This is a genomic window from Streptomyces sp. W1SF4 (assembly GCF_003950035.1).
GTDB lineage: Bacteria > Actinomycetota > Actinomycetes > Streptomycetales > Streptomycetaceae > Streptomyces > Streptomyces racemochromogenes.
Genome location: NZ_CP034350.1, coordinates 4,297,045 through 4,318,854, shown reverse-complemented (window position 1 = coordinate 4,318,854; position 21,810 = coordinate 4,297,045). Strand labels below are relative to the sequence as shown.

Below are 21,810 nucleotides of genomic sequence, written 5' to 3'. Positions count from 1 at the left end.
GCGCGGAGCGCCGTACTTCCAGCCCCGCCGGCGTCTGAGGCGCGGGGTCAGGGGCGGAGCCCCTGGGAACGGGGGAAGGGCGGGTAGGGGACCCCGCCCCGCGCAGCGGCACACCACCCGCACACGACCCACCGGCCCCAGCCACCCGAACCGACCCCGCCCCAGGTCCGACGGACGGAGTCCGGCGTTAGGAAGCGGCCTGCCGGAAGCGGGTGGTCCGGTGGACCGGGTCGGTGTCGACGTGCGGGATGACGTGTTCGCCGATCAGCTTGATCGTGGTGAGCGTGTCCTCCTTCGACACCCCCGTCGGCAGTCCGAAGGACAGCTGGTCCGCCCCCGCCCGCTCCCACCGCTCGCACTGCGCCCGTACCTCCGACGGGTCTCCGCAGATCAGCAGCTCCTCCGCGATGAGCAGTTCGATGATCTCCGCGTTGTACTCCGGCAGGGTCTCCGGCCACTCCGGGATCGCCTCCGGCCGCGGGAAGGTGTCGTGGTAGCGGAACACCAGCGACTGGAAGCGGTTCATGTTCGCGTTGACGGCGATCTCCACCGCCTTGTCGTGCGTCTCGGCGCAGATCGCGGTCGAGGTGACCATCACGTTGTCGTTCACGAAGGCGCCGATCGCCTTGGCCTCCTGGATGGCCGTCTTGTACTGCTCCAGGACCCACTCCATGTCGGAGACCTTCTGGACGCTGAAGCCCAGCACCCCCAGGCCCTTCTTCGCGGCCATGGCGTACGAGGAGGGCGAGCCGGCGGCGTACCACATGGCCGGGTGGGCCTTGCCGTACGGCTTGGGGAAGATCTTGCGCGGCGGGAGCGACCAGTGCTTGCCCTGGAATCCCTCGTACTCCTCCTGGAGGAACATCTTGGGGAACTCCGCGATGGTCTCCTCCCAGATCTCCTTGGTGTGGTTCATGTCCGTGATGCCGGGGAGGAAGCCGAGGATCTCGTGGCTGCCGGCGCCGCGGCCGGTGCCGAACTCGAAGCGGCCCTTGGAGAGGTGGTCGAGCATGGTGACCTTCTCGGCCACCTTCACCGGGTGGTTGACCGGTGCGAGCGGGTTGAAGATGCCCGAGCCGAGGTGGATGCGCTCGGTGGCGGCGGCGAGGTAGCCGAGGAAGACCTCGTTGGCGGAGAGGTGGGAGTACTCCTCCAGGAAGTGGTGTTCCGAGGCCCAGGCGTACTTGAAGCCGGACTTGTCGGCCTGGATGACGTACTCGGTCTCCTCCAGCAGCGCCTTGTGCTCCGCCTCGGGGTCGACCTTGGACCGCGCCTCAGGCACGTATCCCTGCACGAAGAGCCCGAATTCCAAGGGGGTTCACCGTCCTTAGGTTTCTGACGTTGCGTCAGATGCTGCGATGCGTCCGACTGTTCCACCGCCGGGGCGGGACAGTCAAGAGAGTCGTAACGGGTTATCTGACACGCCGTCAGACAATGCTGACGCCCGCCGTCCAGCCGCCGTCCACCACGAAGGGCTGACCGGTGATGTACGAGGAGTCGTCGCCGGTCAGGAAGAGGGCGAGCTTCGCGATCTCCTCCGGCCGCCCCACCCGGCCCAGCGGGACCACCCGCTTGTACAGCTCGGCCATCGCATCCCTGGCCTCGTCCGTCATCCCCGCCGGGTCGAGGAGCCCGGGGTTGGCCATGGGGGTGTCCACCGCGCCCGGGCACATCGCGTTGACGCGGATGTTCCTCGCGGCCAGCTCCAGTGCCGCCACCCGCGTCAGCCCCAGGACCGCCGCCTTGGTCGCCGCGTACGCGCCCACGTACGCCATGCCCGTCAGACCGGTGTAGGAGGAGGTGTTGACGATGGTCCCGCCGCCGGCCGCCCCGATCTCGGGGGCGAGCGCCCTGATACCGAGGAAGGCGCCGATCTGGTTGACCTCGACCACCTGGCGGAACTCCTCCAGCGGGGTGGCGGCCAGCTCGTTGAAGCGCAGGATGCCCGCGTTGTTGACCAGCCCGTCGATCCGGCCGAAGGCCTCCTTCGCCGCGGCGACCGCGGCCGCCCAGTCCTCCTCCCGGCTCACGTCGAGCCGTACGTACCGCACCCGGTCCGCGCCCGCCTCGGCGGCGATCTCCTTCGCGACGGCCGCGCCCTGCTCGTCCAGCACGTCGCCCAGCAGCACCCGTGCGCCCTCGGCGGCGAAGAGGCGGGCCTCCTGCTCGCCCTGGCCGCGCGCCGCGCCGGTGATGACGACGACGCGCCCGTCCAGCTTGCCCATCGCGTGCTCCTAGTCGTTGAGGAGGGGGGCCACCTCGGCCCCGAAAGCGGTGATCTGGTCCACGAGTTCGGCGCGGTCGCGATTGCGGAAGCGGACCTGGACCTGGTCCACGCCCAGCGCCGCGTACTCCCGGAGGGACTCGGCGAGCACCTCCGCCTTGCCGGTCAGGGTCCGGCGGCCGGTGTCCCAGCCGGGCTCCCCGACGTACAGCGGCTCGGTGATCGCGCCGACCTCGAACGGGCCCTCCACCCCGGCCGCCTCCCGCAGCTCCCGGATCCGGGCCACCTGCCCCGGGATCCGCTCGCGCGGGTCGCCCTGCGGCAGCCAGCCGTCGCCGCGCACGGCGGCCCGGCGGACGGCCGCCGGGGAGGAGCCGCCGACCCAGACCGGGATCCGCTCCTGCGCGGGGCGGGGCAGCTGGCCGAGGTCCCGGAAGGAGAACCGCTCCCCCTCGAACTCCGGGTACTCCTGCGGGCCGAGGGCGGCGCGCAGCGCGTCCAGGCTCTCGTCCAGGACGGCCCCGCGGCGCTCGAAGTCGACGCCGAGCACCTCGAACTCCTCCTGGACGTGCCCGGCACCGACCCCGAGGACCAGCCGGCCGCCGGAGAGGTGGTCGAGGGTCGCGTACTGCTTGGCGGTGAGCAGCGGGTGCCGCAGGCCGACGATCGCGACGTGGCTCAGCAGCCGCACCCGCTCGGTGATCCCGGCCAGGAACGCCAGGGTGGCGACGGGGTCGTACCAGACGGTGCCCATGGGGCCGGCGAGGCGGCGCGGGATGGCCACGTGGTCGCAGGTGGCCACGTACCCGAAGCCGGCCCGGTCGGCGGCGCGGGCCACCTCGGCGAGATCGGCCGCGCCGGCCGAGGCCTCCCAGGGCTCGGCGTAGAGGGTGCTCTGCGACTGGACCGGGAGCTGCATCCCGTACTCCAGCCGGCCTTCCGGAAACACGCGTGCCATGCCGGGCCCGCCTCGCCTTCGTATGCCGGTTCGTCGTGCGGTGCCGGGCCATCGTCGTAGCTGACGGTCCGTCAGGCAAGGGGTGGGCGCCGCGCACCCGATGGGGTGAACACCGGTGGATCCGGGTACGGGTACGGGTACGCACCCATACGCTGCGGGAACGGGAAGGAGCACGACGATGCCCGACGCGAACATCCGGATTCCCGAGGAAGCCAAGGACAGGCTCGCCGCCATAGCGGCCGGCGAGGGACTGTCCCTCCGCGCCTACCTGGCCCGCCTGGCCGAGACCCTGTTCACCCCGGCCGAACGCGCCGAACGCGCCGAACGCGCCCGCGTACTGCTGCGCGACTGGAACGGCTACGCACCGACGGAAGCCGAACAGCAGGCGCTGGACGACGAGCTGGACCGCCGACTGCACGGGGCGAGGCCCCGGTGACCGAGCCCGTGCACATCGTGCTGGACGAGTCGGCCATGACCGCGGCCGGCCGGGGAAACGTCCTGGCCTCGCGCCTCATCCACCGCGCTCACGCCGAGTCCGGCTGGTTCCTGTACGCCCCGTCCTGCGCGCTGGTCGAGGCCGACCGGACCCGGCCAGGTACGGCGGAACACCTCGCGGCCCTGCCCGGCATGATCGTCCTCGACCTGGATCTGCCCGCCGCGCTGGCCGTCTCACGGCAGGAGACCTGGGCCGCCGCCCACTGCCTCCACGCCGCGCAGCCCACCCCCGACCGGCCGGACGGCGCGATCGTCGCGACCACGGAACCGAAGCGGTGGGCCGGCGAGCGGGTCCGGATCCTCGACCTCAACCCATGACCGACGCCGACGAGGAGCCCATGCCCAGGACATGACCCGGAGCGTCCCGACGACGCCTGACCCGCCGCCCTCCCCCAGGGGCTGTCCGGCCGGGCGCGGAGCGCCTAGGGTGCGCGCGTGGAACTGATGCTGACGCTCATCAGCGGGGTCGCCTGGACCGTCGTGTACGTCGAGGCCGTGCGGGTCGGGCTGCGGGACCGGACGTACGCCATGCCCGTCGCCGCGCTCGCGCTGAACTTCGCCTGGGAGGTCGTCTACGCCGTCGACGACGTCCGTACCGGGCTCTCCCCGCAGGGCGTGGTCAACGTGGTGTGGGCCGTCGCCGACACCCTGATCATCTACACCTGGCTCCGCCACGGCCGGGCCGGGCTGCCCGGCTTCGTCACCCGGCCGCTGTTCGCCGCCTGGGGCGCGCTGCTCCTCGGCGCCGGCTTCGCCGTGCAGCTGCTGTTCGTCGCGCACTTCGGGACGCACGACGCCAGCCGCTACTCGGCGTTCCTGCAGAACCTGCTGATGTCCGGCCTGTTCATCGGCATGTACGCCGCCCGGCTCGGCCCGCACGGGCAGTCGCCGCTCATCGCCGTCGCCAAATGGCTCGGCACCCTCGCGCCGACCGTGCTGTTCGGGGTGCTGGAGGGGAACGGGTTCGTGCTCGGGCTGGGGGTGCTGTGCTGCGTCTTCGACCTCGTCTACGTGGGGCTGCTGGTGCTGCGGCCCGGGGTCGGTGCCGGTAGCGGTGCCGGTAGCGGTGCCGGTGCCGGTAGCGGTGCCCGTGCCGGCGTCAGAAGCCTGCCGGACCCATCGCGATGACCGGCTTCGCCGCCGGGTCCAGGGTGCGCAGCAGCTGTTCCATCGCCTCCCTGGGCAGGCCCACGCAGCCCTGGGAGGGGCCGTCGTGGTCGACGTGGAGCCAGATGTTGCCGCCCTTGTCCTCGCCCTCCGGCATGCCCGGGTCCAGCGGGGAGACCCCCTTGCGGCGGTTGTAGTCGATCGCCACGACGTAGTCGAAGGAGCCGTCCAGGGACTCGCCGTTCACGCCCCGGCCCGAGGGGACGAAGCCGCGGTCCTGGTCGTACGGGAGTTTCGTGCCGGGCGGGGGCGGCAGCAGGCCGCCCGCGTCGGTGAGGGAGTACACGCCCTCCGGGGAGGTCAGGTCCCCGTACTCGCGCTCCCGCTCGGCGGACCAGCCCTTGGCGCCGTTGCGGGCGGGCCACTGCCCGGCCGCGGTCCAGTCCTTGCCCGCGGCGGGGCGGGTGAAGAAGGTGACGGTGGAGTCCGAGGAGTCCTTCGCCTTGCCGGTGACCAGCACCAGCTGGCGTGCGGTCGCCGGGATCCGGGCGCGGGTCGCCGCGCTGAGGGTGTCCGGCAGGCCCTGGAGGGCGTCCGCCCGGGGGGTGCCGCGCGCGGCGTGGCCCGGGGCGCCGCCCTGCGCCTGCGGCTGCTCCCGCGGGGCCGCGCCCTGGGCCTGCGGGCGGGCGTCCGAGCGGGCCGCCGGGACGGGCGCGCCGGGCTGTTCGTGCAGGGCGTGCAGCCAGGCGGCGGCGAAGGTCAGCAGGCCGAGGGCGGCCACGGCGATCAGCGCCTTCGGCGGCCGGCCGGCCGAAGCGGAACGCCGGCGGTCGGCCGCGCGGGGGCCCGTACGGGACTGCGTACGGTCGCCGGTCCGGAAGCGGGAGCGGGCTCGGGCGTGCTTGCTCATCCACCCGAAGGTACATCAGGTGATCATCGTTCTCCGCGAACGGCGGCCTCCCGCACCCGGTGCGGCGCCGGAAAGCGGAGGCTGACGGTGAGCCCGCCGTCCGGTTCCGGATCGGCCTCGGCGAGCAGCCGCGCGCCGTGCGCCGTGCGCCCGGGCGAGGGAGGCGACGATGGACGGGCCTGGCCCGGCGCCCTCGCCGGCGGTGTGCCGGCGGTCCGCGCGGCCCTGGTGCTCCAGGCGGCGTAGGGAGGGGTCGGCGGCGCCCCTCGGGGTGCCGCCGACCCCTCCCGTCCCGGTACCGCCCGGCCTACCCTGATCTGATGAGAACTCCACGTCAGGCAGCGCGCATTGTCGTCCTCTCCCCCAGCGGATCGGTGTTCCTGTTCCGCGAGAACAACGTGGAGGTCGGCATCCACTGGCTGCCCCCGGGCGGCGGCATCGACCCGGGCGAGACCCCGGAGCAGTGCGTGCGGCGCGAGCTGCGCGAGGAGACCGGCTGGACCGACCTGGAACCGCAGCGGCTGCTGTGCACCTGGGAGCACGACTTCACCCACCAGGGCATCCCGGTGCGCCAGCACGAGCACATCTACGTCACCACCGGCCCCCACCGCGAGCCGGTCCTCGAGGAGCCCGGCATCCACTGGCAGTGGCTCTCCCCCGAGCGCCTGGCCGGCCTCGGCGAACCCCTCTGGCCCCCGCGCCTGCCGGAACTCCTCGCCCGCACCCCCGCCGAACCGGTCCACCTGGGCCTGATCGCCTGACGGCCTGATCGCCTCACGGCGCCCCGGCCCGGCCCGGCCCGGCGGGGGGTCCGCGTCGTCCGCGCGGCCGAGATGCGGGGCGGAGCCGGGCGGCGCAGGATGAACGAGGACGTTCGCGCAGCAGCGACGGCCGGTGCCGCGGGGGGCGGCGGGCCCGCGCGCAGGAACGTCCTCCTTCAGACCGCACCGCTGCGGCACGCCCCGACGGGGCCGCCGCACGCGTCCGAGTGCGAGGAAAGGGGAGCATCCATGAGGAAATCCCTGGTGGTCGCGCTTGCCACGGCCACTTCCGCGACGGCAGTCCTGCTGGCCGGCCCGCTCCAGCCCGCGAGCGCCGCCTCGCCGTACTGCAACCAGAGCACGCCGAACAACTCGATCCTGTTCTACAAGTCCGGCAGCGGCGAAGCCGGCACCGGAACCCTCACCAACGGCCGTTGGCAGTACAAGGAGGCGCTGCACCTCCCGACCGGCTACACGCACGCGGCTGCCAGCCGCGATTCGCTCGTGCTCTACAACGCGAAGACCGGCGCCGGCGAGACCGGCACCTTCACGAACGGCAAGTACACCCGCAGCGAGAAGTACGACGACTTCTCCAAGGGCTGGACCTTCGTCGAGGCGTCCGGCGACTCCGTGATCTTCTACAAGGACGACGGTCACGGCGTCACGGGCACCCTCAAGGGCGGCCTGTACCGGGAGAGCCGCGTCTACGACAACTTCAGCTCGGGCTGGGGCACCATGGCCGCCTCCTGCGACACGCTGGTCGCGGCGGCGCGGCACGGTTCGACCGAATTCCCCTGGAGCAACGTGGGGTACGGGACCCTCTCCGGCGGTGTCTACACGCACAAGGGCGGCATCCCGAGGGACGACTTCCTGGGCGAGCTGACCGCCACGAAGGACTCCCTGCTGTCCTGGGCGAGAGTCGGCGGTGGACTGGAGTTCCGGGTGTCCAAGGCCGTCGACGGCGGCGGCATCGCCTTCCGCAAGATCGGCACGAGCGGTGTCTGGGACAAGGTGGGCCGCACCTCCGACAGCCTGTTCTTCTACAAGAACGACGGAACCGCCTGGACCTCGACGCTCGTGAACGGCAACTACACCAACGTCGGCCCGCTGCCCCAGGTCTCCTCGGGCTGGACGCTCATCGAGGGCGGCGTCTGAGACCGCGGCGCCCGCCCTACCGCCCGCCGGTGCGCACCGCGCCCGCGCTCGCCACGACGACGAGTGCGACCGCCGCGCACTGGACGGGCGTAAGGCCCTGGTCCAGCACCAGGTAGCCGGCCACCGCCGCGACGGCGGGGGACAGGCTGGCCAGCACCGCGAAGGTGGCCGCGGGCAGCCTGCGCAGGGCGAACAGCTCCAGCGTGTACGGCACCCCCGAGCTCATCACCGCGATGGCCAGGCCCAGGGCGAGCACGCCCGGCTCCAGCAGGGCGGTACCCGCCGACCCCATGCCGAGCGGCAGGGCGACCAGGGCGGCGACGGCCATCGCGACGGCCAGCCCGTCCAGGCGCGGGAACCGGGAGCCCGCCCGGGCGGCCAGGACGATGTACGCCGCCCACATCGCGCCGGCGCCCAGCGCGAACGCCACGCCCGCCGCCCCGAGCCCGTCGAAGCCGCCCCCGCCCAGCAGGAACACCCCGGCCAGCGCCAGCGCCGCCCACAGCAGGCCCGCCGCGCGCCGCGAGACCCCCACCGACAGCAGCAGCGGCCCGAGCACCTCGAAGGTGACCGCCGCGCCCAGCGGGATCCGGTCGACGGCCTGGTAGAAGAGCAGGTTCATGCCGCCCAGGGCCAGGCCGAAGCCGACGGCCACCGCCCAGTCGCCGGGCGCGTACCCGCGCAGCCGGGGCCGGGCGACAACCAGCAGCAGCACCGCGGCGAAGGCCACCCGCAGCGCGACCGTCCCCAGGGCCCCGGCCCGGGGGAACAGCAGCGCGGCGAAGGCCGACCCGAACTGCACCGACAGCGTCCCGGCCAGCACCAGCCCGACCCCGCCGAGGGTGCCGCGGCCGGCGGGGCGGCGCAGGAGGCGGGCGGCGGGGGCAGGAGTCGTGGTACCCGAAGGCACGGAGGGCGTGGAGGTCGTGGAGGTCACGGAGGTCGTGGAGGGCGTGGAGGGCGTGGAGGTCATGGCTTTCACGCTAGGAACCGGGCCGTGCCGTGTGAAATGCCGAATGGCGCCCGGTTATGCTCCCCAGGCATGACCATCGAGCTGCGGCACCTGCGCGCCTTCCTCGCCATCGCCGACGAGGGCAACGTCACCCGCGCCGCCGCCCGCCTCCACATCGGCCAGCCCGCACTGTCGCGGACCCTGCGCCAACTGGAGGACCACCTCGGCGCCCGCCTCGTCGACCGCTCCACGCACCACCTGGAACTCACCGCGCAGGGACGTACGTTCCGCGACAAGGCCCGTGCCGCCGTCGCCGCCGTGGACGCCGCCCTCGACCCCGGCGGACTACGGAGCTGGCCCCTGCGCCTGGGCCACACCTGGGCGGCGCTCGGCGACCACACGGTCCCGCTGCTGCGCCGCTGGGACGAGTCCCGCCCGGACGTCCCGCTGGAGCTGCTCCGCGTCGACGACCCCACCGCCGGCCTCACCCAGGGCAAGGTCGACGCGGCCCTGCTGCGCGGCGCCGTCACCGCGCCCGGACTGCGCACCGCGCTGCTGCTGGAGGAGGACCGGGTGGTGGTCATGCCGGCCGACAGCCCGCTGGCCGCACTCCCGCGCCTCACCCTGGCCGACCTCACGGGCCGCCCCATCGCCCTGAACACCGTCTCCGGGACCACCACCCTGGACCTGTGGCCCGCGACGGGCCGCCCCGCACCGGTGATCGAGGTGACGAACACCGACGAGTGGCTGATGACCATCGCCGCCGGGCGCGCCCTGGGCATCACCACCTCGGCGACCCCGAGCAACCACGCGCACCCGTCGCTGGTCTACCGCCCCCTGGCCGACGCCCCGCCCGTCCCCGTCGTCCTCGCCTGGCGCGAGGGCCCGCCCCACCCCGCCCTACCGGCCCTCCTCACGCTGACGCGGGAGGTCCTGGACGGGCAGGCCTGAGACTCAGCGCTGGCCCGAGGCCCGCGCGTAGAGCTTGGCGGCGTAGTCGCCGAGGACCGTGCTGGTGGAGACGTCGTCCGTGTCCCCGCCGGTCAGAATGCCGATGATCTTCCCGTCCCGGCCGATCCAGGCGCTGCCGCTGGTGCCGCCCGGGAAGTCGGAGCAGTCGAAGCGCTGCTCCCGCTCGCCGGTGCGGACGGCGACGGACGTGCAGGTACGCGGGACCTTGCGGTCGGCGGGGTAACCGGTCACCGTGACCTCCTCGCCCGCACGGCCGGAGGTGTCCAGGGGCGCGCCACCGGTGACGGCCTCGACGGTACGGCCCTTGTCGTCGGGGGCGAGACGGGCGAAGGCGAGGTCGTAGTCGTCGTCGGTGCCCTCGGCCCAGCGCTCGTCCTCGAAGACCTCCTCGATCTTCCACACCCCGTAGGGGGCGGTCCCGTTCACGTACCCGGGGGCGAAGACGGCGCCCTTGCCGCCGGTCTGCTTGCCCTCCATCAGGCAGTGGCCGGCGGTGACGATCAGGTTCTTGCCGGGACTGCGCACGACGGTGGCGGTGCAGAAGTGCTCGCCGTCCAGGCCGCCGGTGAAGAGGGCGCCGGTGAACGCGACGGGCACGCCGGGCTGGGGGCTCGCGGCGGCCGGCGGAGGCGTGGCGAGCTGCGGCTTGGACACCTGCGCCCGCGACGGCCCGGTCGGCGACGCCGCGGGCGCTGCCGACTTGGCGCGCACGGGCGCGGCCGCCTCGGGTGGCGGAGCCAACTCAGCCACCGCCGCCGAGGCGCCGAGCGCCGCCAGTGCGCACAGCACTCCCGTCACCACGGACCGCTTGTCCACCGCCATGATCCCCTCCCGCTTCGCCCCGGCGAGCATGCCCCGCGAGCATGCCAAGGTGCAAGGCCGAAGGGCTGGTCGGCACCGGGTTGGCGGGATTCAGCCTGGCCGGATCAGAGCAGGTCGGGGGCTTCCCGTCAGTCCCATCGTCCTTCCGGTTCGGGCCGGTCCCTCAAGGGCGCTCCCTTCGGTCGCGTCGCTACGCGATGGCCGTCGGCCACCCTTGACCGACCGACCCGAACCGGAAAGCCGAAAGACTGCCGGGAAACCCCCAAAGAAACGGCACGGTCCAGAGGAGGAGGACAGCCTTCTCAGGGACCAGGCGAGGAGCCGGGTGCCGGCCCGCCCGACATCCGGGGCCTCAAGAGTCCGGATTCAGGGCCAGGGGCGCGACAATCCGCACGAGAGGACGACCAGAGCAGCCCAGGAAGCCCCCCAGACGCGACAGATCGCTACGCGCTTCTCATTTCTCAGCGTCCGACGACCGTCTTGGGCTGGTACCCGCACGCGAGGACGAACAGAGCCGCCAAGGGATCCGACGGGCGCGACAGACCGCTACGCGCTCCTCGTTTCTCGGCGGCCGACGGCCGTCCAGGGCTGATACGTGAGGACAATGGGCACATGAGCGGGAAGTACGCGGACCTGGACGGCGTCCTGGGCATCGGCGAGGACGCCGAGGGGGTCGCGTTCTACCTCCAGATCACGGCGGGCGAGCTCACCTACGACAAGAGCGGGAAGGCCTTCGACCACATCCAGGTCGTCCTCTTCCAGACGGCGGCACCGGGGCGGCCGGCGGACGCCAACGACATGTTCGAGACCGATGGGCTGGACGGTCTGGCAGCCGAGCTCCGTCGCGGCATCCTCGACTGGTACGGCGAACGGCTGGCCTTCCGCCTCCCCACCCCCGCAGAGCGCGACCTGATCCACGCCGCCACCGGCTGGACGTGACCTGAGCTGCTCTGTTCGTCCTCTGGTGCGGGTATCAGCCCTGGACGGCGCGTCGGCCGCCGAGAGAGAGGAGCGCGTAGCGATCTGTCGCGCCTGCCGGACTCCCGGGCTGCTCATTTCGTCCTCTGGTGCGGGTATCCGCCACGGGCGGTCGGCGGACGCTGAGATCTGAGGAGCGCGTAGCGATCTGTCGCGCCCTGGCGGCTCCCCGGGCCGCTCTGATCGGCATGCGGCGCAGGCAGCCGGCCCCCGGCCCCTCGCCTCGTCGCTGACGCGGCCGTCCCTTCACCATGGACCGTGCCGTCCTTTTGGGGGTTTCCCGGCAGTCTTCGTTTTTCCGTGGCGGGACGGCCTGTCAAGGGTGGCCGAAGGCCATCGCGAAGCGACGCGACGAAGGAGCGCCCTTGACAGGCCGGCCCGACGCGGAAGGACGATGAGACTGACGGGAAAGCCCCACACCTTCTCTGAGACCGTCCGGCCGGAACCCCGTCAGCCCGTGACTCCGCCGAGGAAGGCCACCCAGGCCGCAGGGGCGAGGGCCAGCTCGGGACCGGCCGCCACCTTGGAGTCCCAGACGTGGACCGTGTCCGTGCAGGCGGCCACCTCGACGCAGTCGTCACCGTCGGCGCTGCTGTACGTCGACTTGCGCCAGGAGAGGGCTACTTCGACGCAATTATCGCCGTCGCCACTGCTGGAGCCGCTCTTGAACCAGCGCAGATCGGCGTTGCTCATAGCGTCCCTCGCGTTCAGCTCCACCAGCCGTTCACTCGGGTAGCGGCGGCCTGCTCCACCGAGGCGATGTACTGCGGGGAGTATCCGATCAGCTCGCCCAGGCCCTCCTGGGTCAGGCGGGCGCGTTTCCAGAAGGCCTTGAGGACGGCCGCGAAGCTGCGCAGGGACCCGTTCGGGTCCTCGAAGTCCTGGTCCTCTTCGGTCTCACAGCCGGTGTCGTTCACACGCTCCACCTCGGACACCCTCAACTCACGCACCTCCGCGCCATGTTCAGGGCGACCCCTCCCCCCGGAGCAGTACCTCCACTCGTACAGCGCGGCCTGTAGCAGCAGCTCGGTCAAACTCGACCAGCCGCGATCAGCAATGGCCTTTACAACCCACCGGTTTCCCGTAAGCTCCCCCTCAACAGCCAAACAGTGTCCGGGGGAAACAGTAATGCTGATCGCCACCACCGCCGCCATCGCCACCGCCCTCACCGCACCCGCCGCCGCCCTCCTCACCCACCGCGCCCTCCGCCGCGCCGCCAACGCGCGCCTGATGCGGATCGGGACGCCGAACGGCATCGACGAGCAGGGATTCGTCACCATCGGCGGGATCGAGCAGTGGATCTCCATCCGGGGCGAGGACCGGGCGAACCCGGTACTCCTGGAGATCCACGGCGGTCCCGGTGCCGCCGACTCCCCCTACGGTGCCCGTACCCGGTCCTGGGAGCGGCACTTCACCCTCGTCCGGTGGGACATGCGCGGCGCCGGCCTCACCTTCGCCAACGGCGGCGCGGCCGCACAGGGCCCGGGGCCGGCCACCTTCGCGCAGCTGTACGCCGACGCCCTGGAGGTCACCCACCACGTCCGCGAGCGCCTCGGCGTGGACCGGGTCGTGCTCCTGGCGAGCTCCTTCGGCACCGTCTTCGGGCTCCGCCTGGCCCGCAGCCACCCCGAGCTCTACTCGGCGTACGTCGGCACCGACCAGAACGTCCTGGAGGGGGGCCGCGACACCACCGCGTACGACGCCACCCTCGACCGGCTCCGGGCGGCGGGCAAGGCCAAGCAGGCGGCGGAGATCGAGGCCATGGGCCCGGACCCGCGCCGCTGGACCTCGAAGCAGCGGACCGCGTACGACAAGCTGTGTGCAGGCAGCGACCCGCTGACGCTGGACACCGTGAAGAAGGTCATTCTCGGCTCGCTCTGGCTGTCGCCGCTGTACTCCCTCCGCACGATCGCGGCGTACTTCAAAGCGCAGGCCTTCTCGGAGACCGTCACCCCCGGCTCCCATGACATCGACGTCTGGGCCGACGGGACCACCTTCCGCATCCCCTTCTTCGTCTTCCAGGGCGCCCAGGACGTGATCACCCCGGCAGCCCGCGCGAAGGCGTACTTCGACGCGGTCGACGCTCCCCGCAAGGCCTTCGCACTGATCCAGGACGCGAGCCACTTCGCGGCCCTGCGCCACCCGGACCGCTTCCTGGACCTCCTCCTCACCCACGTCCACCCGGCGGTGACGGCCACCCCGGCCGCCACAGCCTGACCGCGAGGCGAGTCAGTCCGCCGTCCCGCGCGGCACGACCCATCGCACGGGCCGCCCCGCACCCTCGCCTGTCAGGCCCCCGGCCGCTCTACCGGACCGGTCAGGTCCGGCAGCCCGCCTTCGGCGAGCCGGTCCAGGAACTCCGTCCGCTTGCGGCGGTTGACGGCGTCCTGAAGGGCTGCGTTGACCGTGGCGACCTTCGTCTTCGTGCCGAAGATCTCCGCCGCCTCCGCCAGCAGGGCATCGTCCACGTCGATCGTCGTCCTGGCCATGGCGAACCTCCTGAGCGCGGGGACTACCTGCCTCCGCCCGCCGGGACAATACCGAGACGCCCGCCCCGGATGTCGTACTCCGCGGCCGAAAGCAGGACCCCCTCACCCCCCTACGCCCCCGCCCCCGCCCACAGCCCCTCCGCCGTGAGACCCAGCAGGTCGATGGCGTTGCCGCGGACGATGCGGTCCACGACGTCCGGGTCCAGGTGGCCCATCTGGGCCTCGCCGACCTCCCTCGACTTCGGCCAGGTGGAGTCCGAGTGCGGGTAGTCCGTCTCGTAGAGGACGTTGCCCACCCCGATGTCACCCAGGTTGCGCAGCCCGAAGGCGTCGTCGAAGAAGCAGCCGTAGACGTGCTCGGCGAAGAGCTCGGACGGCGGGCGGTGGACCTTGTCGGCGACGCCGCCCCAGCCGCGGTTCTCCTCCCAGACCACGTTCGCGCGCTCCAGGATGTAGGGGATCCAGCCGATCTGGCCCTCGGCGTACATGATCCTCAGGTTGGGGAAGCGCTCGAACTTGCCGCTCATCAGCCAGTCCACCATCGAGAAGCAGCAGTTGGCGAAGGTGATGGTGGACCCGACGGCCGGCGGGGCGTCCGCCGAGGTGGAGGGCATGCGCGACGAGGAGCCGATGTGCATGGCGATGACCGTGCCCGTCTCGTCGCACGCCTGGAGGAAGGGGTCCCACGCGTCGGTGTGGATCGACGGCAGTCCCAGGTGTGGGGGTATCTCGGAGAAGGCGACGGCCCGCACGCCCCGGGCGGCGTTGCGGCGGACCTCCTCGGCGGCCAGCCGGGCGTCCCACAGCGGGATCAGGGTCAGCGGGATGAGGCGGCCGTGCGCCTCGGGCCCGCACCACTCCTCGACCATCCAGTCGTTGTAGGCGCGTACGCCGAGCAGCCCGAGCTCGCGGTCCTTGGCCTCGGTGAAGGTCTGGCCGCAGAAGCGCGGGAAGGTGGGGAAGCAGAGAGCGGACTGGACGTGGTTGACGTCCATGTCGGCGAGCCGCTCGGGAACCGAGAAGGAGCCCGGGCGCATCTGCTCGTAGGTGATGACTTCCAGCTTGATCTCGTCGCGGTCGTACCCCACCGCGGTGTCGAGGCGGGTGAGCGGCCGGTGCAGGTCCTCGTACACCCACCAGTCGCCGATCGGGCCGTCGTCGCCCCTGGCGCCCATGACGGGCGCGAACTTCCCGCCGAGGAAGGTCATTTCCTTGAGGGGGGCGCGGACGATCCGGGGGCCGGTGTCGCGGTACCTGGACGGGAGCCGGTCCCGCCAGACGTGGGGGGGCTCAACCGTGTGGTCGTCCACCGAGATGATCTTCGGGAAGGTCTCCATGCGTTCCACGGTAGCGTTGAACTGACGAACCGTCAGCTATTCGCACGGCTGGACCGAAGTACCGCCGAAGTACCGCCGAAGTCCCACCGCAGTTCCGCCGCAGTCCCGCTGAAGTCCCGCCGCAGTCGCACTTCGGCCAGGAACGGTTGGCTCCGCCGCGGGCTGACTTGTACGTGCAACACAGGGCAGACTGACCCTTGAACCGACGGAAGGCAGGGGGGACGACAGTTGGACGGCGTACCGCCCATCCCGCAGCAGCGGAGCAACCCCGACGCGGCCCCGCCCCGCATCGGCACCGGAGCCGGAACCGGAGCGGGCACCACGCCGGGCGCGAGCGCCCCCGCCCCCTCCGACAACCGCTTCGCCGTCCTCGGCCCCGTCCGCGCCTGGCGCGGCGGCGAGGCGCTGCCCTCCGGCAGCCCCCAGCAGCGCGCCCTGCTCGCCGTCCTGCTGCTGCGCGACGGCCGCACCGCCACCGCGCCCGAGCTGATCGACGCCATCTGGGGCGAGGACCCCCCGCAGCAGGCCCTCGCCACCATCCGCACGTACGCCTCCCGGCTCCGCAAGGTCCTCGAACCCGGGCTGCTCGTCAGCGACGCCGGCGGCTACGCCATCCGGCTGCGCCACCAGGAGGCCCTCGACCTCGGGATCGCCCGCAGCCTGGCCGCCGACGCCGAGAAGGCCCGCGCCACCGGCGACCGCGCCCTCGCCCGTACGCTGCTGGCCCGCGCCCTGGAGATGTGGGACGGCGAACCCCTTGCCGGGGTCCCCGGCCCGCACGCCGAGACCGAGCGCACCCGCCTGTCCGAGTGGCGACTCCAGCTGCTGGAGACCCGACTCGACCTCGACCTGGAGGTCGGCCAGCACGCCGAGGCCGTCTCCGAGCTCACCGCCCTCACCGCCGCGCACCCCCTCCAGGAACGGCTGCGCGAGCTGCTGATGCTCGCCCTCTACCGCAGCGGCCGCCAGGCCGAGGCCCTCGCCGTGTACGCGGACACCCGCCGGCTCCTCGCCGACGAGCTCGGCGTCGACCCGCGGCCCGAGCTGTCCGCGCTCCAGCAGCGGATCCTGAACGCCGACGCCGAACTGGCCCGCGCCGAGGACCCCGCCCCCTCCGCCGCGCCCGTCCCCGTGAGGCCCGCCCAGTTGCCCGCCACCGTGCCCGACTTCACCGGCCGCGCCCCCTTCGTCGCGGAACTCGGGGAGATCCTCGCCGGTGCCGAGGGACAGGTCATGGCCGTCTCCGCGCTGGCCGGCATCGGCGGCGTCGGCAAGACCACCCTCGCCGTGCACGTCGCCCACGCCGCCCGGCCGCACTTCCCCGACGGGCAGCTCTACGTCGACCTCCAGGGCACCGAACCCCGCCCCGCCCTCCCCGAAGCCGTCCTCGGCTCCTTCCTGCGCGCCCTTGGCACCCCCGACAGCTCCATCCCGGACTCCCCCGCCGACCGGGCCGCGCTCTACCGCTCCATCCTCGACGGCCGCCGCGTCCTGGTCCTGCTCGACAACGCCCGCGACGCCGCCCAGGTCCGGCCGCTGCTGCCCGGGACCGCCGGCTGCGCCGCCCTCGTCACCAGCCGGGTCCGGATGTCGGGTCTCGCCGGGGCCCACCTCGTCGACCTCGACGTGATGAGCCCCGAGGAGGCGCTACAGCTGTTCACCCGCATCGTCGGCGCCGAACGGGTCGGCGCCGAACGGCAGGCCGCCCTCGACGTCGTCGGCGCCTGCGGCTTCCTGCCGCTGGCCATCCGCATCGCCGCGTCCCGGCTCGCCGCCCGCCGCACCTGGACCGTCTCCGTCCTCGCCGCCAAGCTCGCCGACGAACGCCGCCGCCTCGACGAGCTCCAGGCCGGCGACCTCGCCGTCAAGGCCACCTTCGAGCTCGGCTACGGCCAGCTGGAGCCCGCCCAGCAGCGCGCCTTCCGCCTCCTCGGCCTCGCCGACGGCCCCGACGTCTCCCTCGCCGCCGCGGCCGCCGTCCTCGACCTCCCCGAGCACGAGACCGAAGACCTCCTGGAGGCTTTAGTCGACTGCTCCCTGCTGGAATCCGCCGCACCCGGCCGCTACCGCTTCCACGACCTCGTACGGCTCTACGCGCGTGCGTGCGCCGAACGCGACGAGCGGCCCGCCGGCCGGACCGACGCCCTCGACCGGCTCCTCGACTTCTACCTCGCCACCGCCGCCCGCGTGTACGCGGTCGAACGCCCCGGTGACCGGCTCCCGGCCCACCTCAGCGCCACCCGCCACCCGGGCCTGGTCCTCAGCGACCCCCGCACCGCCCTGGACTGGCTCTTCGCCGAGGCCGACCCGCTGCTCGCCTGCGCACGCCAGTCCGCCGGCCGGCCGGACGCCCTGCGCCGGGCCGTGGACCTGCTGTGGGCGGCCAAGGACCTCGCCGAGTCCGGCGCCAACTCCAAGCAGTACGAGTCCGCCGCGCTGACCCTGTGCGAGGCCGCCCGCGCCGCCCGGGACCCGCGTTCGGAGGGCCGGGCCCGCACCACCCTCACCATGGTCCACCTGTTCGCCGGCCGCTTCGCCGAGGCCGACGAGCAGGCCCGCCAGGCCATGGACCTGGCCCGCGGGGCGGGCGACCCGCTGCCCAGCTGCTGGGCACCCAACGACCGGGGCATCATCGCCCTCTACCAGAACCGCTACGAGGACGGCGAGCGCTACCTGCTGGAGGCCATAGAGAGCTTCCGCGCCGACGACAACCACATCGGCGAGGCCAGCGCCCTGTGCAACCTCTCCCGCATCCACGTCGGCCTGGGCCGCCTGGACAGCGCCATAGACCTGGCCCGGCAGGGCATCGCCGTCTACGACCGGATGGGCCTGACCCTGCGCCTGGCCAACGGCCGCTACGCTCTCGGCATCGCCCTCACCCAGGCCGGCCGGCTCGGCGAGGCCCTGGACCAGCTCGGCGAGGCCCTGTCCCTCTTCCACGACAACCGGCAGCCGCTGTGGGAGGGCGTCACGCACTTCCGGCTCGCGGAGGCCCATCTGGCGGCGGAGCGGCCCACCCTGGCCGCCAAGCACGCCGAGCAGGCCATCGCGCTGCGCGGCATCGGCGGGGAGTGGCGCCGGGCGACCGTGCTGACGGTCCTGGGGAAGGCGCTGCGGCGGCTGGGACAGCCGGACCGGGCGCGGGCGTGCTGGCGGGACGCGGAGACGGTCTTCGCCCAGCTCGGGTCGGCGGAACTGTCCGAGGTGCGGGCCCTGCTGGCGTCGGAGCTGGCCGCCTGACCGGCTGGTTTCCGGGGGGCCGGGTGGCCGCCGCGCGATGGACGTGGACGTTCATCGTTCGTTTATCGCCGCGCGCCACGATAGGTACATCGACCCGGCGCTTCGGGGGACTACCGGGCCGGTTGGAGGACTACCCGTTCGGCGGTCCACGGGGGAACCGCCGAACGGGCCCGACCCACCACGGGCCCGACTCATGATCAGGAGAGCCGAGATGACGACGAACGAGAACAGCCTGCCGCTCGACGGAGACATCAGACCGTTCGACAACCATGCGTCGGGTGTCGAGATCGACCCGCGGGAGCTTCCGGTGGAGCCTCCCGTGGTGAAGCCCGGCGAGACTCCGGACGACAACCACGCGTCCGGCGAGGAGATCGTCTCGCTGGACAACCACGCGTCCGGCCCGCGCCCGTAACACCGGGAGCAGGGCACGGCGTACGGGGGGACGCGCGTACGGGGGGCCTTGAGCGGTCGTACGGGGGACGTACGGGGGAGCCGCTCGGGGGCGTACGGGGGAAGAACGCGAGGACGGACGGCCCACGGGGGATTCGGGGGAATCCGGGACCGTCCGCACGGGGGAAACGAGCGCGGCGGTCGCGGTGGCCGGAGGGGGACCACCGCGGCCGCCGCCTTCGCGCGTCCGGTACGCCGTAGGGTGTGACCGTGTTCACTTCTCAGGGACCCAGCCTGCGCGAACTGGCCGTCCAGGCCCTCTCGTCCGTGGAGCACGGCTACGACCTGCTCGCGCCGAAGTTCGACCGGACCCCGTTCCGGACCCCGGACCGGATGCTCGACGCCGTGGAGGAGACCCTCGCGGCGTGGGAGGGGTCCTTCGGGTCGGGGCTGGACGTGTGCTGCGGTACGGGTGCGGGCCTGGGGATGCTGCGCCGGCTGTGCCGGGACCGGGTGACGGGGGTGGACCTCAGCTCGGGCATGCTGGCACAGGCCGCGCGGGCGCACCCCGAGGGCGTGGACCTCGTACGGGCCGACGCGCTGGCGCTGCCGGACGCGCTCGGGGAGGCGTACGACCTGGCGGTGAGCTTCGGCGCCTTCGGGCACTTCCTGCCGTCGGAGCGTCCGGCCCTGTTCGCGGAGGTCCACCGGGCCCTGCGGCCGGGCGGGGTGTTCGCCTTCCCGGTCGGCGCCCCGATCCCGCTGACGTCCCCGCTGTGGTGGGCGGTGGCGGGCTTCGACGCGGCGATGCGCGTCCGCAACGCGGTGTGGCGGCCGCCGTTCGTCATGTACTACCGCACGTTCCCGTTCGGGCCGGTCCGCGCCGATCTGGAGGCGGTGGGGTTCCGGGTGGAGACGGTGCCGCTGGAGCACTTCGGGTACCGGGAGGACGGCACTCCCCGCTGGCGGCTGCTGCTGGCCCGCAAGCCGGGGTGATCACCAGAGCCGGTCGAAGGGCAGGTGCACCCGCAGCTGGTCGGTGAGGTCGTTGCCGGCGCGCAGGCGGGCGGCGTCGTTGGCGGACAGGGCGCGGCCGTAGACGCGTACGTCGTCCAGGGCGCCCGCGTAGAAGGCCTTGTAGTCGGGCTGCGTGCCGAGGTGGACGGTGAAGGCTCCGGTGGGCCGGAAGTCCATCCGGTCCGGGGTGAGTGCGGTGGTGGCGGGCGGGGCGCCGTCGACGGAGAGTTCCAGGCGGGTGCCCCTGCGCTGGAGGACGACGTGGTGCCAGGCGTCGTCGTCGGTGCGGGTGGCGGCGGTGAGGGTGGCGGGGCCGGTGCCGGCGTTGACGGTGGCTTCGAGGCGGCCGGTGGCGGGGTCGGCCTCGATGCGGAGCTGTCTGGCGGCCGGGCCCTGGCCGTAGGCCCAGAACAGGGGCTGGCGCAGGCCGCTGTCCCGGTCCTGGCCGCGGGTCTTGTACTTGACCCAGGTGGTGACGGCGAAGTCGCCGTCGCCGATGCGGAGCTGGTCCGGGCAGTCGATCAGGCGCAGGAAGTCGTCCTTGCCGTCGAAGCGCATGGCCTTGCCGCCGTCGGGGCGGTTGCCGAGCCGGGGGGTGCCGTGGACGACGGCGTGGTGGTGGAACGGGCCGGCGTCGGTGGTGCGGCGCGGGGTGAGGTCCTCGGCGGCGGTCTGGAGCTCGTGGGGGCCGAAGGCGGTGAACTTGACGTAGCCGTGCGGGGTTCCGTTGGCGGTCTCGTAGAGCAGGCCGACGCGGCCGCCGGGCAGGACGGCCATGTCGGAGTAGCCGGCGCGCTCGCGCAGGACGACGGCGCCGTCCTTGGACCAGGTGCGGCCCTCGTCCTTGGAGGTGCGCACGGCCAGGGTCCAGCGGTCGGAGAACTCGGCGCCGGGCCGGCTGGGCGCGGACAGCAGCAGCGGGCCGCCGGGCAGCTGGAGCACGGATCCGGCGGCGGGCGGGGCCGGGAGGTCGGTGACGGGGCGGAAGCCGGGCTCGGGGACGGCGGGTGCGGCGGCGTCCTCGACGATCGCGGCGACGCGGTGGTCGGGGGTGCCGCAGGTGGCGGTGGAGCGGGCGTTGACGTAGATCCGGCCGTCGGGCAGCTGGGTGAGGGCGGGTTCGTTGGGGGCGGGGGTGCCCTCGGGTGCGCCCCAGCGGGCTCCGGGCTTCCAGGTGAGGCCGCCGTCGTCGCTGTAGAGGAGCTGGGCGCCGGATTCGCCGGACTCGGTGCGGTAGTCGGCGCTGACGACGAGCCGGCCGGGGCGGTCGGGGCGGGTGGGGGTGAGCTGGATGCCGTGGCCGGGTCCGACGGAGACCCAGGCCCAGTCGGCGCCCTTGAGCTGGGGCTGCGGGGCGGGGTCGGTGGTCCAGCTCGCGCCGTCGTCGGTGCTGTGGGCCAGGCGCAGTTCGCGGGGGCCGCGGACGCGGTTGCCGTCGGCGTCGGGGGTCCAGGTGCTGTAGGCGTGGAGCAGGGTGACGCGTCCGGAGGCGGAGTCGACGACGGGGACGGGGTTGCCGTAGGCGCCGGGGTCGCCGGCGCCGCGGATGACCTGCAGGGGGCCCCAGGTGCGGCCCTCGTCGGTGGAGCGCTTGAGGACGATGTCGATGTCGCCGATGTCGTTGCAGCTGGCGGTGCGGGCTTCGGCGAGGGCGAGGAGGGTGCCGTCCTTGGTGGTGACGAGGGTGGGGATGCGGTAGCAGTCGTACCCCTCGGTGAAGGCGCTGAAGGGCGCGGAGACGGCGGCGGTGAGGCCGGTCGCCTTCTTCGCCTTCGCGGTTCCGCCGCCGTCGCGGCCGGCGGGGCCGGTCGGTGACGGGGCGAGGGTGAGCCAGCCGGCGGCGCCCAGGCCCAGTGCGGCGGTGGCGGCCCAGGCCACGGCCGCTCTGCGCGGGGGCCGGCGGGGCCGCCACGGCAGACGGAATCGGACACCTGACTGGTTTGACCTCACCCGTGCAGGCTAACGCCCCCGCGGGGGCGGGCCCCGGCACGCCATGCGGTGTC

Annotated in this window: 22 protein-coding genes; 11 read left to right on the top strand and 11 right to left on the bottom strand. The window is 73.1% G+C overall.

Going from position 1 to position 21,810, the window contains the following annotated elements; genetic code table 11:
* Positions 1-187: 187 nt before the first annotated feature.
* The 3 genes from D1J60_RS20200 to D1J60_RS20190 form a co-directional block, all read right to left on the bottom strand.
* Positions 188-1,312, bottom strand: coding sequence for an LLM class flavin-dependent oxidoreductase (locus D1J60_RS20200; protein WP_125822048.1), 1,125 nt, complete (start codon positions 1,310-1,312; stop codon positions 188-190).
* Between the two features lie 115 nt (positions 1,313-1,427).
* Entirely contained in the window at positions 1,428-2,225 is a 798-nt protein-coding gene (locus tag D1J60_RS20195; RefSeq protein ID WP_125822047.1) for an SDR family NAD(P)-dependent oxidoreductase, read from the bottom strand.
* 9 nt (positions 2,226-2,234) lie between these two features.
* Positions 2,235-3,182: an LLM class F420-dependent oxidoreductase gene (locus tag D1J60_RS20190; protein ID WP_206436545.1), complete on the bottom strand. Its 948-nt coding sequence runs from the start codon at positions 3,180-3,182 to the stop codon at positions 2,235-2,237.
* Positions 3,183-3,360: 178 nt separating this feature from the next.
* Here D1J60_RS20190 and D1J60_RS20185 point away from each other — a divergent pair, with 178 nt between their 5' ends.
* The 3 genes from D1J60_RS20185 to D1J60_RS20175 all read left to right on the top strand — a co-directional run bounded on the left by D1J60_RS20185 (position 3,361) and on the right by D1J60_RS20175 (position 4,805).
* A complete protein-coding gene (locus D1J60_RS20185) occupies positions 3,361-3,618 on the top strand; it encodes a hypothetical protein (RefSeq protein ID WP_125822046.1) in 258 nt (85 codons plus the stop codon).
* A complete protein-coding gene (locus D1J60_RS20180) occupies positions 3,615-3,995 on the top strand; it encodes a hypothetical protein (RefSeq protein WP_206436544.1) in 381 nt (126 codons plus the stop codon). The genes D1J60_RS20185 and D1J60_RS20180 overlap by 4 nt, the downstream gene beginning before the upstream one ends.
* Before the next feature lie 126 nt (positions 3,996-4,121).
* Entirely contained in the window at positions 4,122-4,805 is a 684-nt protein-coding gene (locus D1J60_RS20175; RefSeq protein WP_241253585.1) for a hypothetical protein, read from the top strand.
* On the opposite strand, the gene D1J60_RS20170 is transcribed toward D1J60_RS20175, so the two are convergent.
* Positions 4,777-5,694, bottom strand: a complete 918-nt coding sequence (locus D1J60_RS20170) for a L,D-transpeptidase family protein (RefSeq protein ID WP_345500172.1) — start codon at positions 5,692-5,694, stop codon at positions 4,777-4,779. The two genes, D1J60_RS20175 and D1J60_RS20170, sit on opposite strands and share 29 nt — an antisense overlap.
* 320 nt (positions 5,695-6,014) lie before the next feature.
* Here D1J60_RS20170 and D1J60_RS20165 point away from each other — a divergent pair, with 320 nt between their 5' ends.
* Together D1J60_RS20165 and D1J60_RS20160 are read left to right on the top strand one after the other, a co-directional pair.
* Positions 6,015-6,455: an NUDIX domain-containing protein gene (locus D1J60_RS20165; RefSeq protein ID WP_125603591.1), complete on the top strand. Its 441-nt coding sequence runs from the start codon at positions 6,015-6,017 to the stop codon at positions 6,453-6,455.
* Between the two features lie 249 nt (positions 6,456-6,704).
* Positions 6,705-7,610 (top strand): hypothetical protein, encoded by a 906-nt coding sequence (locus tag D1J60_RS20160; RefSeq protein ID WP_125822045.1) that lies wholly within the window; start codon positions 6,705-6,707, stop codon positions 7,608-7,610.
* A gap of 16 nt (positions 7,611-7,626) precedes the next feature.
* Here D1J60_RS20160 and D1J60_RS20155 read toward each other — a convergent pair whose 3' ends face one another.
* Positions 7,627-8,583 (bottom strand): EamA family transporter, encoded by a 957-nt coding sequence (locus tag D1J60_RS20155; protein ID WP_241253334.1) that lies wholly within the window; start codon positions 8,581-8,583, stop codon positions 7,627-7,629.
* Positions 8,584-8,652: 69 nt separating this feature from the next.
* On the opposite strand from D1J60_RS20155, the gene D1J60_RS20150 reads away from it, so the two are divergent.
* Positions 8,653-9,513 carry a LysR family transcriptional regulator gene (locus D1J60_RS20150; protein ID WP_125822044.1) on the top strand — a complete coding sequence of 287 codons (861 nt, stop codon included), beginning with the start codon at positions 8,653-8,655 and terminating at the stop codon, positions 9,511-9,513.
* 3 nt (positions 9,514-9,516) lie between these two features.
* Here D1J60_RS20150 and D1J60_RS20145 read toward each other — a convergent pair whose 3' ends face one another.
* A complete protein-coding gene (locus tag D1J60_RS20145; RefSeq protein ID WP_241253333.1) occupies positions 9,517-10,386 on the bottom strand; it encodes a trypsin-like serine protease in 870 nt (289 codons plus the stop codon).
* A 582-nt stretch (positions 10,387-10,968) separates the two neighbouring features.
* Between D1J60_RS20145 and D1J60_RS20140 the strand changes: the two genes are divergently transcribed.
* Positions 10,969-11,295 (top strand): hypothetical protein, encoded by a 327-nt coding sequence (locus D1J60_RS20140; protein WP_125822043.1) that lies wholly within the window; start codon positions 10,969-10,971, stop codon positions 11,293-11,295.
* A gap of 489 nt (positions 11,296-11,784) precedes the next feature.
* Here the strand turns inward: D1J60_RS20140 and D1J60_RS20130 are convergent, their stop codons facing one another.
* A complete protein-coding gene (locus tag D1J60_RS20130; protein WP_125822042.1) occupies positions 11,785-12,027 on the bottom strand; it encodes a DUF397 domain-containing protein in 243 nt (80 codons plus the stop codon).
* A gap of 14 nt (positions 12,028-12,041) precedes the next feature.
* Complete coding sequence (locus D1J60_RS20125) at positions 12,042-12,251, bottom strand: helix-turn-helix transcriptional regulator (protein ID WP_125822041.1); 210 nt, start codon at positions 12,249-12,251, stop codon at positions 12,042-12,044.
* 211 nt (positions 12,252-12,462) lie between these two features.
* Between D1J60_RS20125 and D1J60_RS20120 the strand changes: the two genes are divergently transcribed.
* Positions 12,463-13,551 carry an alpha/beta hydrolase gene (locus tag D1J60_RS20120; RefSeq protein WP_125822040.1) on the top strand — a complete coding sequence of 363 codons (1,089 nt, stop codon included), beginning with the start codon at positions 12,463-12,465 and terminating at the stop codon, positions 13,549-13,551.
* A 71-nt stretch (positions 13,552-13,622) separates the two neighbouring features.
* Here the strand turns inward: D1J60_RS20120 and D1J60_RS20115 are convergent, their stop codons facing one another.
* Together D1J60_RS20115 and D1J60_RS20110 are read right to left on the bottom strand one after the other, a co-directional pair.
* Positions 13,623-13,823, bottom strand: a complete 201-nt coding sequence (locus D1J60_RS20115; protein ID WP_125822039.1) for a type II toxin-antitoxin system VapB family antitoxin — start codon at positions 13,821-13,823, stop codon at positions 13,623-13,625.
* 110 nt (positions 13,824-13,933) lie between these two features.
* Positions 13,934-15,160 carry an amidohydrolase family protein gene (locus D1J60_RS20110; RefSeq protein ID WP_125822038.1) on the bottom strand — a complete coding sequence of 409 codons (1,227 nt, stop codon included), beginning with the start codon at positions 15,158-15,160 and terminating at the stop codon, positions 13,934-13,936.
* Between the two features lie 228 nt (positions 15,161-15,388).
* Here D1J60_RS20110 and D1J60_RS20105 point away from each other — a divergent pair, with 228 nt between their 5' ends.
* From D1J60_RS20105 to D1J60_RS20095, 3 genes are all read left to right on the top strand, one after another.
* Positions 15,389-18,400: a BTAD domain-containing putative transcriptional regulator gene (locus D1J60_RS20105; protein ID WP_125822037.1), complete on the top strand. Its 3,012-nt coding sequence runs from the start codon at positions 15,389-15,391 to the stop codon at positions 18,398-18,400.
* A gap of 211 nt (positions 18,401-18,611) precedes the next feature.
* On the top strand, positions 18,612-18,812 hold the full coding sequence (locus D1J60_RS20100; RefSeq protein ID WP_125822036.1) for a hypothetical protein: 201 nt from the start codon (positions 18,612-18,614) through the stop codon (positions 18,810-18,812).
* Between the two features lie 248 nt (positions 18,813-19,060).
* On the top strand, positions 19,061-19,786 hold the full coding sequence (locus tag D1J60_RS20095) for a class I SAM-dependent methyltransferase (RefSeq protein ID WP_125822035.1): 726 nt from the start codon (positions 19,061-19,063) through the stop codon (positions 19,784-19,786).
* Here D1J60_RS20095 and D1J60_RS20090 read toward each other — a convergent pair whose 3' ends face one another.
* Positions 19,787-21,685: a sialidase family protein gene (locus D1J60_RS20090; protein ID WP_164720930.1), complete on the bottom strand. Its 1,899-nt coding sequence runs from the start codon at positions 21,683-21,685 to the stop codon at positions 19,787-19,789. It abuts the gene before it with no gap.
* Positions 21,686-21,810 lie beyond the last annotated feature (125 nt).

Coding starts and splice junctions, on each gene's coding strand:
- D1J60_RS20195 (WP_125822047.1), bottom strand. CDS start 2,225: ATGGGCAAGCTGGACGGGCGCGTCGTCGTCATCACCGGCGCGGCGCGC.
- D1J60_RS20190 (WP_206436545.1), bottom strand. CDS start 3,182: ATGGCACGCGTGTTTCCGGAAGGCCGGCTGGAGTACGGGATGCAGCTC.
- D1J60_RS20185 (WP_125822046.1), top strand. CDS start 3,361: ATGCCCGACGCGAACATCCGGATTCCCGAGGAAGCCAAGGACAGGCTC.
- D1J60_RS20175 (WP_241253585.1), top strand. CDS start 4,122: ATGCTGACGCTCATCAGCGGGGTCGCCTGGACCGTCGTGTACGTCGAG.
- D1J60_RS20170 (WP_345500172.1), bottom strand. CDS start 5,694: ATGAGCAAGCACGCCCGAGCCCGCTCCCGCTTCCGGACCGGCGACCGT.
- D1J60_RS20165 (WP_125603591.1), top strand. CDS start 6,015: ATGAGAACTCCACGTCAGGCAGCGCGCATTGTCGTCCTCTCCCCCAGC.
- D1J60_RS20160 (WP_125822045.1), top strand. CDS start 6,705: ATGAGGAAATCCCTGGTGGTCGCGCTTGCCACGGCCACTTCCGCGACG.
- D1J60_RS20155 (WP_241253334.1), bottom strand. CDS start 8,583: ATGACCTCCACGCCCTCCACGCCCTCCACGACCTCCGTGACCTCCACG.
- D1J60_RS20150 (WP_125822044.1), top strand. CDS start 8,653: ATGACCATCGAGCTGCGGCACCTGCGCGCCTTCCTCGCCATCGCCGAC.
- D1J60_RS20145 (WP_241253333.1), bottom strand. CDS start 10,386: ATGCTCGCCGGGGCGAAGCGGGAGGGGATCATGGCGGTGGACAAGCGG.
- D1J60_RS20140 (WP_125822043.1), top strand. CDS start 10,969: ATGAGCGGGAAGTACGCGGACCTGGACGGCGTCCTGGGCATCGGCGAG.
- D1J60_RS20130 (WP_125822042.1), bottom strand. CDS start 12,027: ATGAGCAACGCCGATCTGCGCTGGTTCAAGAGCGGCTCCAGCAGTGGC.
- D1J60_RS20120 (WP_125822040.1), top strand. CDS start 12,463: ATGCTGATCGCCACCACCGCCGCCATCGCCACCGCCCTCACCGCACCC.
- D1J60_RS20115 (WP_125822039.1), bottom strand. CDS start 13,823: ATGGCCAGGACGACGATCGACGTGGACGATGCCCTGCTGGCGGAGGCG.
- D1J60_RS20110 (WP_125822038.1), bottom strand. CDS start 15,160: ATGGAGACCTTCCCGAAGATCATCTCGGTGGACGACCACACGGTTGAG.
- D1J60_RS20100 (WP_125822036.1), top strand. CDS start 18,612: ATGACGACGAACGAGAACAGCCTGCCGCTCGACGGAGACATCAGACCG.